The sequence below is a fragment of the Streptomyces sp. NPDC127100 genome, from assembly GCF_042724095.1.
In the GTDB taxonomy this organism is placed as follows: domain Bacteria; phylum Actinomycetota; class Actinomycetes; order Streptomycetales; family Streptomycetaceae; genus Streptomyces.
The window spans coordinates 1-17,576 of sequence record NZ_JBHXFL010000080.1; the positions used below are offsets into that span (position 1 = coordinate 1).

Sequence of the window (17,576 nt, forward strand, 5' to 3'; positions counted from 1 at the left end):
TCGTTCTCGGCGACGGTGGGCGGGGCGGGGCAGGCGAACTATGCGGCGGCGAACGCGTATTTGGATGCGTTGGCGGAGGCGCGGCGGGCTGAGGGTCTGCCGGCGACGTCGATCGCGTGGGGCCCCTGGGCCGACGACGGCATGGCTGCCCAAAGCGCCCTGGTCAGTGGCCGCATGGAGCGGTTCGGGCTGCCGCCCATGGAGCCCGATCTCGCGGTCAAGGCAATGGAGCGGGCCCTCACCGGCCCCGATGCCTGCCCGGTGATCACCGATGTCGACTGGTCACGCTTCGCCAAGGAGCTGAGCGGTTCCCGCAGCAGCGCGCTGTTCGGTGAGATCGCCGAAGTCAGGCAGGCGTACCAGAGCGTCGGCGACTCGGAAGACGCCTCGGCCGAGCGCACTCAGCCGCTCGCGGAGACCCTGGCCTCCCTTCCCGCGGCCGAGCGGGAGTCGTTGCTGCTCGACCTCGTCCGCAAGAACACGGCGATGGTGCTCGGGCACGCCACCCATGCGGGGATCGACGCGGAGCGCGGCTTCTTCGAGATGGGCCTCGACTCGCTCACCGCCGTGGAACTCCGCAACCGGCTGAACGCGGCCACCGGCCTGCGGTTGCGGCCCACCACGCTGTTCGACTACGCGTCGCCCTCGGCACTGGCTCACCACCTTCTGGCGGAGCTGGCCCCGGACGACGCCTCACCGGAGAAGGCGTTGCCGGTGGAGATCGACCATCTCGAGGCCGTTCTCACCGCACTGCCGCAGGACGACATCGCCCGGACCAAGGCGGTCGTCCGACTCCAGGCGATGCTCGCGAAGCTCGACCAGCCGGGTGCCGCGTCCACCGAGGGCGTCGGACCCGACGATGCGGTGACCGACGACCTCGAAGACGCGTCGCTCGACGAACTCTTCGACGTGATCGACCGAGAACTCGGGGATGCCTGAGATGATCAAGAACTGTTTGGTGTCCGCGAGGGGGCAGGGCTAAGTGTCGAACGAAGAGAAGCTCGTCGAGTACCTGAAGCGGGTCATGGCTGATCTGCGTCAGACCCAACGCCGCCTCCGGGACGTCGAGGAGAAGGCCCAGGAGCCCATCGCGATCGTCGGCATGAGCTGTCGCTTCCCCGGTGGGGTGCGGTCCCCGGAAGAGCTGTGGGAGCTGCTCGCCGCCGGCCGCGACGCGGTGTCCGAGTTCCCGGACGACCGTGGCTGGGACCTCGACTCCCTCTACGACCCGGACCCGGACCGTGCCGACACGTCGTACGTCAAGGAAGGCGCCTTCCTCTCCGACGCGGGCGCCTTCGACCCGGCGTTCTTCGGTATCTCGCCGCGTGAGGCGCTGGCCATGGACCCGCAGCAGCGACTGCTGCTGGAGACCAGCTGGGAGAGCATGGAGCGAGCCGGTGTCGCCCCGGCCTCGCTGCGCGGTACCAAGGCCGGGGTCTTCATAGGCACCAATGGCCAGGACTACGTCGAGGCCCTGCGCCAGGCTCCGAAGGGCGTCGAAGGCTACCTGGCCACCAGCAGCGCGGCCAGCGTGATGTCCGGCCGTCTCTCCTACGCCTTCGGGTTCGGGGGCCCCGCCGTGACGGTGGACACGGCTTGTTCCGCGTCGCTGGTCGCCCTGCACATGGCAGTGCAGTCACTGCGTCAGGGCGAGTGCTCGGTCGCCTTCGCCGGCGGAGCCACCCTGATGACGACCCCAGGGCTGTTCGTGGCGTTCAGCCGCCAGCGGGGGCTCGCTCCCGACGGCCGGTGCAAGGCGTTCGCGGCGGGCGCGGACGGCACCGGCTGGGGTGAGGGTGTCGGCATGCTGCTGCTGGAGCGGTTGTCCGACGCCCGGCGCAACGGCCACCCGGTGCTCGCCGTGGTGCGCGGCTCCGCCGTCAACCAGGACGGCACCAGCAGCGGCCTGACCGTACCGAACGGCATCTCCCAGCAGCGGGTGATCCTCCAGGCACTGGCGAACGCCCGGTTGTCCGCGGCGGAGATCGACGCCGTCGAGGCGCACGGCACGGGGACGACGCTGGGTGACCCGATCGAGGCGCAGGCGCTGCTGGCGACGTACGGCCAGGACCGTCCGGAGGACCGGCCGCTGCGGCTGGGCTCGGTCAAGTCGAACTTCGGGCACACCCAGGCCGCGGCCGGTGTGGCCGGTGTGATGAAGATGGTCCTCGCCATGCGGCACGGACTGCTGCCGCAGACGCTGCACGTCGACGAGCCGTCGCCGCAGGTGGACTGGTCGGCCGGAGCTGTCGAGCTGCTGCGGGAATCCATGCCGTGGCCGGAGGGCGGGGAGCCCCGCCGAGCCGGTGTCTCGGCTTTCGGCGTCAGCGGTACGAACGCGCACGTGATCCTGGAACAGGCACCGGCTGCCGAGGAGGAGCCGGCCCCGGAGTCTTCCACCGGTGTCGCGCCGGTGGTGGTGCCGTGGGTGGTGTCGGGGAAGTCCGAGGCGGCGCTGCGGGCGCAGGCCGGGCGTCTGGCCTCGTTCGTCCGGGACCGGGCGGACCTGTCGCCGGTGGATGTCGGGCTGTCGTTGGTGACGACGCGGTCGGTGTTCGAGCACCGGGCCGTGGTCCTGGACGGTGCGGACGGGCTCGAAGCGGTGGCCGACGGACGTGAGTCCGCCGCCGTTGTGCAGGGGAGTGCGGCCGGTGCTGATGGCCGTGCGGTGTTCGTGTTCCCGGGGCAGGGCTCGCAGTGGGCTGGTATGGCGGCCGAACTGCTGGAGTCCTCGCCGGTATTCGCGGAGCGGATGGGTGAGTGCGCGGCGGCTCTGGAGCCTTACGTTGATTGGTCGTTGACCGACCTCGTCCGTGACGCCGGTAGTGATGCCTGGCTGGGTCAGGTTGATGTGGTGCAGCCGGTGTTGTGGGCTGTGATGGTGTCGCTGGCCGAGGTCTGGCGTTCCCACGGTGTCGAGCCGGCTGCGGTGATCGGTCATTCGCAGGGTGAGATCGCTGCCGCGTGTGTGGCGGGTGCGCTGTCGTTGCAGGACGCGGCGAAGGTGGTGGCGCTGCGCAGCAAGGCGATCCGGGCTTTGTCGGGGCGGGGCGGCATGGTGTCGCTTTCTCTCGGTGTCGAAGCCGTGCGGGAGCGTCTTTCCGCTTGGGGTGGTCGTCTGTCGGTGGCCGCGGTCAACGGCCCGGCCGTGGTGGTCGTGTCCGGAGATGCGGACGCCTTGGACGAGTTGCTGGCGTCGTGTGAGGCGGACGGTGTGCGGGCCCGGCGCGTGGCCGTGGACTACGCCTCGCACTGTGCCCACGTCGAGGAGATCGAGGACGTTCTCTCGCGAGACCTGGCCGGGATTGCTCCGCAGTCGTCCACGGTGCCGTTCTACTCCACGGTGACCGCCGGGGTCCTGGACACGTCGTCGCTGGACGCGGGCTACTGGTATCGCAACCTGCGTCAGACGGTCCGTTTCGCCGACACCCTGCGTGCCCTCCTGGACGACGGTTTCCGTCTGTTCGTGGAGTCGAGCGCCCATCCGGTGCTGACGATGGGCGTCGAGCAGACCGCCGAGGAACACATCAACACGTCTGTCACGGCGGTGGGTTCGCTGCGGCGTGGCGAAGGTGGTCTGGGGCGTTTCCTGACCTCTGCCGCGGAGGCGTTCGTCGGCGGTGCGGCCGTCGACTGGGCCGGAGTGTTCGCGGGCACGGGCGCCCGGCGCACCGACCTGCCCACCTACGCCTTCCAGCACCAGTACTTCTGGCTCAAGGCGCCCGCCTCCCGCGTCGGTGACGTGGCGGCTGTCGGTCTCCGCTCGGCTGACCACCCGCTGCTGGGAGCAGTGGTGTCGATGGCGGACGCGTACGGAATGGTGCTGACCGGCCGGTTGTCACTCGCGGCGCAGCCGTGGCTGGCCGACCACCTCGTGCTGGGCAGGGTGGTGGTGCCGGGGACGGCGTACGTGGAGCTGGCCCTTCGTGCGGCGGACGCGGCCGGTTGCCGGACACTGGAGGAGCTGACGCTCCAGGCACCGTTGGTCCTGCCCGAGTCGGGTGCGGTGCAGGTACAGGTCGTCGTGAGCGGTGCGGATGATCCCGAGCGCCGCGACATAGGGGTCTACTCCCGTCCCGAGAGCGACGACGACGAACCCTGGACCTGCCACGCCAAGGGCCTGCTCGCCACGTCCGAGGGCGAGGCCGGCACGGAACAGCACCAGTTGGCCGTGTGGCCGCCCGCGGGTGCCTCGCCGGTTCCGGTGGACGACCTGTACGAACGACTGGCCGCGCTGGGACTGGACTACGGGCCGGTCTTCCGCGGCGTGCGGGCGGCCTGGCGGCAGGACGACGACCTCTTTGCGGAAGTGGCGCTCCCGGAAGAACAACGTGAGGAGGCGGAGCGCTACGGCATCCACCCCGCGCTGCTGGACGCGGCATTGCACGTGACCGGTGTCGGTCATCCGACGGATACGGATGCGGGCGCCGATGAGGCGGAGGACGCCGGTTCGGCGCGGCTGCCGTTCGCCTGGAGCGGGGTGTCGCTGCACGCCGTCGGTGCTTCCCTGCTTCGGGTGCGCCTGTCCAGGACGGGGGCCGACGGCGTGTCCCTGGTGGTCGCCGACGCCACCGGAGCGCCGGTCGCGTCGATCGGCTCGCTGGTGGGCCGTCCCGTTTCACCGGAGTTGCTTCAGAGCGCCGCACGGCCGTCGCTGGACTCGCTGTTCGGGGTGACCTGGGAGACCGTGCCGACCGTTGCCGCGCCGGCCGCCGGACAGGAGTGGGCCGTGCTGGGTACGGACCCCGCATGTGTCGAGGCACTGCGCGGATCGGCCGGGCGGCAGGCGACGACCCTCACCGAGTTGTTCCCCCCGACGGGACAGGCATACCCCGAAGCTGTGGTGCTGCCGTGTGTATCCCCGACGGACGACATCACCGCCGACACGCGTGAACTGACCAGTCGCGCGTTGCGCGCCGTACAGGAGTGGCTCGGCAACGCGGCCACCACCGGGTCGAAGCTGGTCCTCCTGACGCGCGGCGCCATGGCGACGACCTCCGGCGAGGACGTGACGGACATGGCGGCCTCAGCCGTCTGGGGCCTCGTCCGCTCCGCGCAGACGGAACATCCGGACCGGTTCCGGCTGGTCGACCTCGACAGCTGGGACGGCGCCGGCGACGCGCTGCGCTCGGCCCTCGCCACCGACGAACCGCAGCTCGCCGTACGGTCGACCGAGCTGCGCGCCCCTCGCCTGGTCAGGGCCTCCGCGCCGACGACGGCTACGGCGACCGGCCCCTGGAGTGCCGAGGGATCCGTACTCATCACCGGCGCGAGCGGTGTACTCGGCGGCCTGGTCGCCCGCCACCTGGCCGCCGAGCACGGCGTACGGCACCTGGTGCTGGTGTCCCGCCGGGGCCGCGACGCCCCCGGAGCCTCGGAACTGGCCACCGAACTGGAATCCCTGGGGGCTCACGCGGTCTTCGAGGCCTGCGACGTGACGGACCGCGCCGCGCTGGCCGGTGTTCTGGCACGCATTCCCGACGCCGCCCCCCTGCGCGGTGTGGTGCACGCCGCGGGCGCCCTGGACGACGGCGTGGTGGACGCGCTGACACCCGAGCGGATCGACGGCGTACTGCGACCGAAGGCGGACGCGGCCCTGCTCCTGCACGAGCTGACCCGGGACCTGGACCTGTCCGCGTTCGTGCTCTTCTCGTCCGCCGCCGCGGTCTTCGGCGCGGCCGGCCAGGCCAACTACGCGGCGGCGAACGCCTTCCTGGACGCCCTGGCCGCGCACCGGCGCGCGCAAGGCCTGCCCGCCGTCTCGCTGGCCTGGGGCTTCTGGGCCGACCGCAGTGAGATGACCGGACACCTCGGCGACACCGACCTCGCCCGGATGGCGCGCGGCGGCGTCGTACCGCTGTCCTCGCGGGAAGGTCTGACCCTCTTCGACGCGGCCACCGCTGCCGACGAGGCACTCCTCGTCCCGGTACGGTTCACCGGCACCGCCCTGCGAGGAGGGGACGGACCCGTACTGCCGTTGCTGCGCCGACTGGTGCGTCCGCACGTGCGACGCGCCGCGACGGCGACGGACACGGCCGACGGACTGGCCGGCACCCTCGCCGGAATGTCGGAGACGGAACGGGAACAGACCGTCCTCGACCTGGTCCGCACCCACATCGGAGCCATACTCGGATACGCGGCGGGCGACGAGGTCGCACCCGACCTGGCCTTCAAGGAGTTGGGTTTCGACTCGTTGACGGCGGTGGAGCTGCGGAACCGGTTGAACGGGGCCACGGGTCTGCGGTTGCCGGCGACGTTGGTGTTCGACTATCCGTCGCCGGTGGTGCTGGCGCGTCATCTGCTGGCGGAGCTGGTGTCGGCGAACGCGGTGGAGGGCAGTGCGGGGGTTGTGCGGCCCGAGGTCGGTTCGGGGCGTACGGCGGCTTCGGTGGTGGACGAGCCGGTCGCGATCGTGGCGATGAGCTGTCGTTTCCCGGGTGGTGTGCGGACGCCGGAGGAGCTGTGGCGGCTCCTCGACCGAGGTACGGATGCCATGGCAGGATTCCCCGACGACCGCGGCTGGGATCTGGAGGCGCTCTACCACCCGGACCCCGACCACAAGGGCACGGCGTACGCGCGTGAGGGTGGGTTCCTTCACGACGCCGGTGACTTCGATCCTGGGTTCTTCGGTATTTCGCCGCGTGAGGCGTTGGCGATGGATCCGCAGCAGCGGTTGTTGTTGGAGACGTCGTGGGAGGCGCTGGAGCGTGCGGGTATCGACCCGGCGTCGGTGCGCGGCAGTCAGACCGGTGTCTTCGCCGGGATCATGCACCACGACTACGGCTCCCTCTCTGTTCCGGACGGTGTCGAGGGCTACATCGGAAACGGCACGGCGGGCAGTATCGCTTCGGGGCGGATCTCCTACACGTTCGGGTTCGAGGGACCTGCGGTGACGGTGGATACGGCGTGTTCGTCGTCGTTGGTGGCGTTGCATCTGGCGGTGCAGTCGCTGCGGCAGGGGGAGTGTTCGCTGGCGTTGGCCGGTGGTGTGACGGTGATGGCGACGCCGGCGTTGTTCGTGGAGTTCAGCCGTCAGCGGGGTCTTGCTCCCGACGGCCGGTGCAAGGCGTTCGCGTCGGGTGCGGATGGCACCGGGTTCTCCGAGGGTGCCGGGATGCTCCTGTTGGAGCGGCTGTCGGACGCGCGGCGGAACGGGCACAGGGTGCTGGCGGTCGTGCGGGGTTCGGCTGTCAATCAGGATGGTGCGAGCAATGGTCTGACGGCGCCGAACGGTCCGTCGCAGCAGCGGGTGATCAGGGCAGCGCTGGCCAATGCCGGGCTGTCGGCCGCCGAGGTCGATGCGGTGGAGGCGCACGGCACGGGCACCAAGCTGGGTGACCCGATCGAGGCGCAGGCGCTGCTGGCCACCTACGGCCAGGACCGTCCGGAGGACCGGCCGCTGCGGCTGGGCTCCGTCAAGTCGAACATCGGGCACACCCAGGCCGCGGCGGGTGTCGCAGGGATCATGAAGATGGTGCTCGCGATGCGCCACGGCGTGCTGCCGCAGACGCTGCACGTCGACGAGCCCTCCTCACACGTGGACTGGTCCGCAGGGGCTGTACAGCTGCTCACGGAGACCACCCCGTGGCCGGAGACCGGCCGACTCCGCCGCGCCGGAGTGTCATCGTTCGGCGCCAGTGGCACGAACGCGCACGTGGTCCTGGAGCAACTGCCCGACACGGAACCGGTCGCGAGTGACCGTGACGGAACCGAGTCGCCTGTGGTGGTGCCGTGGGTGGTGTCGGGGAAGTCCGAGGCGGCGCTGCAGGCGCAGGCCGGGCGACTGGCGGCGTTCGTGGGTGAGAGCACGGAAGTGGCTTCTGTGGATGTGGGTTGGTCGTTGGTGTCGGCGCGGTCGGTGTTCGAGCACCGTGCCGTCGTGCTGGACGGGCTGGCTGGTCTGGGGGTGCTGGCCGAGGGCGGTGAGTCCGCGGGTGTGGTGCGGGGGCAGGTGGTGCCGGGTCGGTTGGCGGTGCTGTTCTCGGGTCAGGGCAGTCAGCGGGTCGGTATGGGCCGGGAGTTGTATGAGGCCTTCCCGGTGTTCGCCGAAGCCTTCGACGAGGTGTGCGCGGCGTTCGACGGTTTGCTGGAGCGGCCGTTGCTTGAGGTGGTCTTCAGCGGAGACAGCTCGGTGCTGGACGCGACGGAGTTCACGCAGTGTGCTCTGTTCGCGGTCGAGGTGGCGTTGTTCCGGTTGGTGTCGTCGTGGGGTGTGCGTCCTGATGTGGTGGGCGGGCATTCCATCGGCGAGCTGGCTGCTGCCCATGTGGCCGGCGTGTGGTCCCTCGAGGATGCGTGTGTGCTGGTGGCGGCGCGTGGCCGGTTGATGCAGGCGTTGCCGGCTGGTGGGGCGATGCTGGCGGTGGAGGCCGAGGAGTCGGTGGTCCGGGCTGCGCTGGCGGACCGGGAGGGTGTGGATGTCGCGGCGGTCAACGGTCCCACTGCTGTGGTCGTCTCCGGTTCTGAGGAAGTGATCGCGGGGCTGGAGGAGTTGTGGCGGGGTGAGGGTCGGCGGGTGCGCCGGCTGCGGGTCTCGCATGCGTTCCACTCACCGTTGATGGAGCCGATGCTGGCCGAGTTCCGCGAGGTCGCCCGGTCGGTGGCCTACGAGGCGCCGAAGCTGGCCGTCCTGTCGAACGTGACCGGTGGGCCGGCGGATGCGGCTGTGGTGTGCGACCCGGAGTACTGGGTCCAGCACGTGCGGGAAGCGGTGCGCTTCGCCGACGGGATGACGCACCTGGCCGAGCACGGAGTGACGGCCTGCCTGGAGCTGGGTCCGGACGGTGTCCTGTCCGGGATGGGCGCGGAATGCGTCCCGCAGGTGCTGTTCGCCCCGGTGCTGCGCAAGGACCGTGATGAGGCCGACACGCTGGTGCGGGCCCTGGCCGAGGTGTATGTCCGCGGTCATGCGGTGGACTGGGCCGCATTCCTCGCCCCGTCCCGCCCCCGGCTGGTGGACCTGCCCACCTACGCCTTCCAGCGAGAGCGGTACTGGCTTCCGGTGGCTCCGTCGGTGGGTGACGTGACCTCGGCCGGTCTGGGGGCGGCAGATCACCCTCTCCTCGGTGCGGCGGTTGCTCTGCCCGATTCCGACGGCTGTCTCTTCACCGGCCGTCTGTCGCTGGCGACCCATGGCTGGCTGGCCGACCACACGGTGCTGGGAGCCGTGCTGCTGCCGGGCACGGCCTTCGTCGACCTGGCCCTCCACGCCGGGGCCCGATTCGGCTGCACGCGGCTGGACGACCTCGTCCTGGAGGCCCCCCTCGTGCTGCCGGAGAACGGGGCGGTCCAGTTCCAGGTCGTCGTCGGCGGCTCCGACGACGACGGCCGGCGCCCGGTCACCGTGTACGCACGTCAGGAGTCCGGCGATCCGGACCAACCGTGGTCGCGTCACGCCGGTGCCGTACTGACCACGAGCCCGGCGGACACGGTGCGGCCGGTGTCGGACGAACCGGCCGTATGGCCACCGGCCGGGGCCGAGGCACTGGACGTCGAGGGCACGTACGAGCGGTTCGCGCTGGGCGGGCTGACGTACGGGCCGGTGTTCCAGGGCGTACGGGCGGCCTGGCGGCGGGGCGACGAGGTCTTCGCAGACATCGCGCTGCCGGAGGAGCACGCGGAGCAGGCCACGCACTACGGCATCCACCCCGCGCTGTTGGACGCGGCCCTGCACATGGCCGGACCGGGTGGCCTGGTCGAGCAGGGGGAGGAGGGACTGAACCGCATCCCGCTGCCGTTCGTCTGGAACGGCGTCTCCCTCTACGCCACCGGCGCGGACAGGGTCCGGGTGCGGCTCGCATCCGCGGGAACCGACGGCGTGTCGGTGACCGTGGCGGACGAGTCCGGTCGGCCGGTGGTCCAGGTGGACGCCCTGGTGACACGCCCGGTCACGGCCGAGCAGATCGACGCCGCCCGCGACGACCTGCGCGAGTCGCTGTTCCGGCTCGACTGGCGGAATCTGCAACTTCCGTTGACCGAGGGGCCTTCCGCCGTCCGGTGCGCCGTGATCGGCGCGGGGAGCGACGACTTGGCCGCCGGCCTGCGTGCGGGCGGCTGGGACGTCGCGCAGCACCTGGCCTTGCAGGGTCTGGACGAGCACCACACCGGCGACCGTGCCCAGGTACGCGATGACGACGCGCCCCTCCCGGAGTGGGTCTTCCTCCACGTACCCGGCGACACCGGCATCGTCCCCGGCTCCCGCGACGGCGAGGACACGTACTCGGCGACGGGCATGACCGCCGGCTCGGAGAGCGGTGCCGGTCTGCGGTCGAGGGTGGCCGAAACCCTGGAGCGGGTACAGGACTGGCTGGCGGACGACCGGTTCCTCGACATGCGTCTGGTGGTCGTCACCAGGGGTGCGGTGAACACCGCGGCGTTCGCCACTAGCCCCGCCGACCAGGGCGTGTCCGACGCGGCGGGAGCCGCCATATGGGGCCTGGTGCGCTCGGCGCAGGCCGAGCATCCCGACCGACTGCTCCTCCTCGACGTCGACGACCCGGCCGAGGCCGGATCCGCAGCGCCCCTGGCCGCCGCGCTCACCTCGGGCGAACCTCAACTGGCCGTACGCGGCGGCAGCGTCCTGATTCCGAGGCTGGTGCGCGCCACGACGGACGCCCCGGACGGAACGGATCCCGAGGGCCAGGCAGCGCTCGGGGCCGGTACGGTCGCACACGCCGGACCGGCTGCCGGGACCGACCCGTCCGGACCTCCCTCTGCCACGCACGGCGGTGCGGCGCGTGCCGTGGCCACCTGGGACCCGCAGGGCACGGTGCTGATCACAGGAGCGAGCGGCACACTCGCCGGTCTGGTGGCCCGGCACCTGGTGACCGAGCACGGCATACGTCATCTGCTGCTGCTCAGCCGCCGCGGTGCCGACGCCGACGGGGCGGCCGGTCTGACGGCCGACCTGAGCGGGGCGGGAGCCTCGGTGACCTGGGCCGCCTGCGACGTGGCCGACCGCGACGCCCTCCGTACGGTGCTGGCGGGCATTCCCGCCGAGCATCCGCTCAAGGGCGTCGTACACGCGGCCGCCGTGCTGGACGACGGAGTCATCGCGTCGCTGACACCGCAGCGGATGCAAGCCGTGCTCCGGCCGAAGGCGGAAGCGGCCGCCGTCCTGCATGAACTGACCGCCGAAGCCGACCTCTCGGCGTTCGTGCTCTTCTCCTCCGCAGCCGGCACGTTCGGCGGCGCGGGGCAGGGCAACTACGCCGCCGCGAACGCCTACCTCGACGCACTCGCGACCCAGCGCCACGCCCAGGGCCTGCCCGCCCTGTCGCTGGCCTGGGGCCTGTGGGAGCAGCGCAGCACGCTGACCGGCGGCCTGGGCGACGCGGACCAGCGACGCATGGCCGGCATCGGACTCGGCGGACTGCCGACGGCCGACGGACTGGCACTGTTCGACGCCTGCTGCGCCGGCCGGACGCCGGTGCTGGCGCCGATGCGGCTGGACACGGCGGCCGTACGGGCATCCGTGCGGGACGGCGGAGGCGAAGTGCCGCACGTCCTGCGGGAACTGGTCCGGCTGCCCCGGCAGCGGACGGCAGGGACCACGGAGACGGCGGCAACGGGCGGCCTGCGGGAACGGCTGGCCGGTGTGCAGACGGCGGAGGGCGAACGCATCGTGCTGGACACGGTCCGCCGGAACGTCGCGGCCGTCCTCGGTCACGGCGGCACGGAAACCGTTGAACCGGCACGCGCCTTCAAGGACTTCGGCTTCGACTCGCTGACCGCGGTGGAGCTGCGCAACCGGCTCAACGCGGCCACCGGACTGCGGCTGCCCGCCACCCTCGTGTTCGACTACCCGACACCGACGGCCCTGGCCGGATACCTCCACGAGGAACTCGCCCCTCGCGGTGCGACCGGCGGCGACGTGCCCCTGTCCGAGGGTCTCGACCGCCTCGAGGCCGGACTGTCGGCCATGACCCTCGAGGAGATCGGCCACACCGACGTGATCTCACGGCTACGGGATCTCCTTGCGAAGTACGGCGACACGCAGGAAGGCACGGAAAGCGCCGCTCTCGTCGACCAGCTCGAATCGGCGACGGACGGCGACCTCTTCAGGATGGTGGAAGAGGATCTCGGACTCATCTGACCCGACCTCGGACGACACGCGACCCGCACGGTCGACTCCCCGTCCGTCGAAAGCCTTTGATCTGCCTCTGATGGGAAACGCGCGATGAGCAACGAAGAAAAGCTCCGGGATTACCTCAAGCGAGTCATTGCCGAACTGCACCAGACCCGGCAACGCCTCCAGGAGGCGGAGACCGCGGATCACGAGCCGATCGCCATCGTGGCGATGAGCTGCCGCTACCCGGGTGGCGTGCGCTCCCCGGAGGAGCTCTGGCGGCTGGTGTCCGCCGGCACCGACGCCATCTCCGGTTTCCCGGAGGACCGCGGCTGGGACGTGGCGGGACTGTACGACGCCGACCCGAGCGCCGTGGGCAAGAGCTACGCCCGTGAGGGCGGCTTCCTGCACGCGGCCGGCGACTTCGACCCCGCGTTCTTCGGTATCTCTCCGCGCGAGGCACTGGCCATGGACCCGCAGCAGCGACTGCTGCTGGAGACCAGCTGGGAGACCTTCGAACGGGCCGGCATCGACCCCGCCTCGGTACGCGGCTCCCGCACCGGTGTCTTCGCGGGGGTCATGTACCACGACTACGGCACCGGTCTGGAGTCCCTCCCCCCGGGCGTCGAGGGGTACCTCGGCAACGGCACGGCAGGCAGCATCGCCTCCGGCCGGGTGGCCTACACCCTCGGTCTGGAAGGCCCGGCGGTCACCGTCGACACGGCCTGTTCGTCGTCCCTGGTGGCTCTCCACTGGGCCGGCCAGGCCCTCCGCCGACGCGAGTGCACGCTCGCGCTGGCCGGCGGTGTCACCGTGATGTCCACCCCCGGTACCTTCGTGGAGTTCAGCCGCCAGCGCGGCCTCGCCCCCGACGGCCGGTGCAAGCCGTTCGCGGCGGGCGCGGACGGTACCGGCTGGGGCGAGGGTGTCGGCATGCTGCTGCTGGAGCGGCTGTCCGACGCCCGGCGAAACGGTCACCCGGTACTCGCCGTGATCCGCGGCTCCGCCGTCAACCAGGACGGCGCGAGCAACGGCCTGACGGCGCCGAACGGCCCCTCGCAGCAACGCGTGATTCGCGCGGCCCTCGCGGACGCCAGGCTCTCCGCCAAGCAGGTCGACGTGGTCGAGGCGCACGGTACGGGGACGACGCTGGGTGACCCGATCGAGGCGCAGGCGCTGCTGGCGACGTACGGCCAGGACCGTCCCGAGGACCGGCCGCTGCGGCTCGGCTCGATCAAGTCGAACATCGGGCACACGCAAGCCGCGGCCGGTGTCGCGGGCATCATGAAGATGGTGCTGGCGATGCGGCACGGGCTGCTGCCGCAGACGCTGCACGTCGACGAGCCCTCGACCCACGTGGACTGGTCCTCCGGTGCCGTCGAACTGCTGACGGACGCCATGCCGTGGCCGGAGAGCGAGGAACCTCGCCGGGCGGGCGTGTCGTCGTTCGGTATCAGCGGCACCAACGCGCACGTGGTTCTCGAGCAGGCACCGGCTGTCGAGGAGGAGCCGGCCGCGGAGTCCTCCACCGGTGTCACGCCGGTGGTGGTGCCGTGGGTGGTGTCGGGGAAGTCCGAGGCGGCGCTGCGGGCGCAGGCCGGGCGTCTGGCCTCGTTCGTCCGGGACCGGGCGGACCTGTCGCCGGTGGATGTCGGGTTGTCGTTGGTGACGACGCGGTCGGTGTTCGAGCATCGGGCCGTGGTCCTGGACGGTGCCAACGGTCTCGAAGCGCTGGCCGAGGGCCGTGAGACCGTCGGCCTGGTCCGCGGACGGGCCGGTGGTACGGACGGCCGTGCGGTGTTCGTCTTCCCGGGGCAGGGCTCGCAGTGGGCCGGTATGGCGGCCGAACTGCTGGAGTCCTCGCCCGTCTTCGCGGAGCGGATGGGTGAGTGCGCGGCGGCTCTGGAGCCGTATGTGGACTGGTCGTTGACTGATCTCATCCGTGACACCGGTGGTGATACCTGGCTGGGTCAGGTTGATGTGGTGCAGCCGGTGCTGTGGGCCGTCATGGTGTCCCTGGCCGAGGTCTGGCGTTCGTACGGTGTCGAGCCGGCCGCGGTGATCGGTCATTCGCAGGGTGAGATGGCGGCTGCGTGTGTGGCGGGTGCGCTGTCGATCCAGGACGCGGCGAAGGTGGTGGCGCTGCGCAGCAAGGCGATCCGGGCCTTGTCCGGGCGGGGCGGCATGGTCTCCGTATCCCTGAGCGCCGACGAGGTCGGCGAGCGGCTGTCGGCTTGGGGTGGTCGTCTGTCGGTGGCGGCGGTCAACGGCCCCGCCGTGGTGGTCGTGTCCGGTGACGCGGACGCCCTTGACGAGTTGCTGGCGTCGTGTGAGGCCGAGGGAGTACGGGCTCGTCGCGTGGCCGTGGACTACGCCTCGCACTGTGCGCACGTGGAGGAGATCGAGGACGTTCTCCTGCGGGAGTTGGCCGGGGTCGCTCCGCAGCCGTCCACCGTGCCGTTCTACTCCACGGTGACCGCCGGGGTCCTGGACACGTCGTCCCTGGACGCGGGTTACTGGTATCGCAACCTGCGTCAGACGGTCCGTTTCGCCGACACCCTGCGTGCCCTCCTGGACGACGGTTTCCGTCTGTTCGTGGAGTCGAGCGCCCATCCGGTGCTGACGATGGGCGTCGAGCAGACCGCCGAGACGCACATCAACACCCCTGTCACGGCGGTGGGTTCACTTCGCCGCGGCGAAGGTGGCCTTACGCGTTTCCTGACGTCTGCCGCGGAGGCGTTCGTCGGCGGTGCTGCCGTCGACTGGGCCGGAGTGTTCACGGGCACGGGCGCCCGGCGCACCGACCTGCCCACCTACGCCTTCCAGCGCGAGCGCTACTGGCTGGAGACCACCGGCCCTGCGGTGAGCCAGAAGTCGGCTGCCGGGCTGGGGCTGGGCTCCGCCGACCATCCGCTCCTGGGAGCGGTCGTGGCTCTGGCCGACTCGGAAGGGTTCCTGCTGACGGGCCGGCTGTCGCTGCGCACGCACCCCTGGCTTGCCGATCACGCCGTGGGCGGGACGACGCTGCTGCCGGGTACGGCGTTCGTGGAGCTGGCGCTGCGCGCCGGGGACGCGGTCGGCTGCGACCGGCTGGAGGAGCTCACGCTGGAAGCGCCGCTGGTCCTGCCCGACGACACCGCTGTACAGGTGCAGTTGACGGTCGGTGCACCGGACACCGCGGGACGGAGTCCGGTCGCGGTGTTCTCCCGGCCGGAGGACGAGACCGAGGGCCCGTGGACGCGGCACGCCGCAGGCACGCTGACCGCAGGCCCGGCAAGTGGCGTCGGGCAGACCTCCGTCTCCGCGGAACTGGCCGTCTGGCCGCCGACCGGTGCGGAGCCGGTCCCCGTGGACGACCTGTACGAGCGGCTGGCGGCCACCGGTCTCCAGTACGGCGCGGCCTTCCAGGGCGTACGCGCGGCCTGGCGGCGCGGGGACGAGGTGTTCGCCGAGGTCGCCCTCGCCGACGAGCACCAAGCCGACGCGAGCCGTTTCGGCATGCACCCCGCGCTGCTCGACTCCGCCCTGCACGCCCTGGCGGGAACCGGCGAGCCGGACGGCGACGAGCGGCGTCCCGGCCTGCCCTTCGCCTGGGAAGGCGTCTCGCTGTACGCCACGGGCGCGACCTCGTTGCGCGTACGGCTCGCCCCGGCCGGAACGGAAGCCGTGTCCGTGTTCGTCGCGGACACCACCGGAGCACCGGTCGCGGCGGTGACGTCGCTGACGACGCGCACCGTGTCGCTCGAGCAGCTGAGGGCGTCGGCGCGGATCACCGACGAGGCGATGTTCCGCCTCACTTGGCGCAGGGTCGCGACGGAAACCCCGGCCACGTCCCCGGCGACCGTGGCCCGTCCCGAGCTGGCGGAGCTGCGAGCGGCTGTGGAGGCGGGCGCGACGGCCGTGCCGGACGTCGTTCTGGCCTCCTTTACGACGCACGCGGACGACGGCTCCGGTTCGGGTGCCGGTGTGGGTGATCCGGCGGTGGTGCGGTCGGTGACGCGTCGTGCGCTGGAGGTGTTGCGGGAGTGGCTGGGTGAGGAGCGGTTCGCCGGGTCGCGTCTGGTGGTGGTGACCCGGGGTGCGGTGTCCGCTGTGCCGGGTGAGGATGTGACCGATCTGGCGGCTGCTGCCGTGTGGGGGTTGGTGCGGTCCGCGCAGGCGGAGCATCCGGAGCGGTTCGTGCTGTGTGACGTGGACGGGCGCGAGGTGCCGGGCGGGGTGCTCGACGCGGTGCTCGCCACCGGTGAACCGCAGATCGCCGTACGCTCGGGCGAACTGCTTGCCCCGAGAGTCGCCCGCGCCGGAACCCCGGCCACGGACGGGTCCGCCCCGGCCTGGCGGCCGGAAGGCACGGTCCTCCTGACGGGCGCCACCGGCACCCTGGGCGCGCTGGTGGCCCGGCACCTGGTCACGGAACACGGCGTACGGCACCTGCTGCTGGTGTCCCGTCGCGGCCGGGCGGCGACCGGCGCCGCGGAACTGGCCGCCGAACTCACCGACCTGGGTGCCTCGGTGACCATCGAGGCCTGCGACACCGCCGACCGGTCGGCACTGGCGGCCCTGGTGCGGACGGTGCCCGCCGAACATCCGCTGACCGCTGTCGTGCACGCGGCCGGTGTCCTGGACGACGGCGTCATCACCTCCCTCACACCCGATCAGATCGACGCGGTGCTGCGGCCGAAGGTGGACGCGGCCGTGCACCTGCACGAGCTGACCCGGGACCTGGACCTGTCCGCGTTCGTACTCTTCTCCTCTGCCGCCGGTACGTTCGGCGGCGCCGGACAGGGCAACTACGCGGCGGCGAACGCCTTCGTCGACGCCCTGGCGGCACATCGGCGGGCACACGGCCTGCCCGCGGTCTCGCTCGGCTGGGGTTTCTGGTCCGAGCGCAGCGGGATGACCGGCCACCTGGCCGACGAGGACGTACGGCGCATGCGCCGCGCCGGCATCGCCGCCCTCACCTCCGACGAGGGCCTGAGCCTGTTCGACGCCGCGGTGACCCCGGCGACCGACCCCGACACGGCGGACGCGGTCCTGCTGCCCATACGCCTCGACGTGGCCGCGTTGCGTGCCCAGGCCGCGACGGGCACCACACCGGCGCTGCTGCGGGACCTCGTGCGCATACCCGCCCGTCGTACGGTGGAGGCACCCGGCGCCGCGGCCGGCACCTCGGCGCTGTGGCAGCGCCTGGTGTCCCTGGCGGAGGCCGACCGGGTCGACGCCCTTAAGACGCTGGTGTGCACGCACGTCGCCGCCGTCCTGGGACACGCCGACGACACCGCGGTCGACGGCGAGCGAGCGTTCAAGGAGTTGGGTTTCGACTCGTTGACGGCGGTGGAGCTGCGGAACCGGTTGAACGGGGCCACGGGGCTGCGGTTGCCGGCGACGTTGGTGTTCGACTATCCGTCGCCGGTGGTGCTGGCGCGTCATCTGCTGGCGGAGCTGGTGTCGGCGAGCGCGGTGGAGGGCAGTGCGGGGGTTGTGCGGCCCGCGGTCGGTTCGGGGCGTA

General features: G+C 71.6%; 3 protein-coding genes. All 3 read left to right on the forward strand.

Features of this window, described 5'->3' with window-relative positions; all coding sequences use genetic code 11:
* On the forward strand, nt 1-939 hold a 939-nt coding region (locus tag ACFWJB_RS34735), incomplete at its 5' end, for a KR domain-containing protein (protein WP_386927270.1).
* A 43-nt stretch (nt 940-982) separates the two neighbouring features.
* Entirely contained in the window at nt 983-12,094 is an 11,112-nt protein-coding gene (locus ACFWJB_RS34740; protein ID WP_386927272.1) for a type I polyketide synthase, read from the forward strand.
* Nucleotides 12,095-12,178: 84 nt separating this feature from the next.
* Nucleotides 12,179-17,576: type I polyketide synthase (locus ACFWJB_RS34745; protein WP_386927274.1), on the forward strand; the 5,398-nt coding region annotated here is incomplete at its 3' end.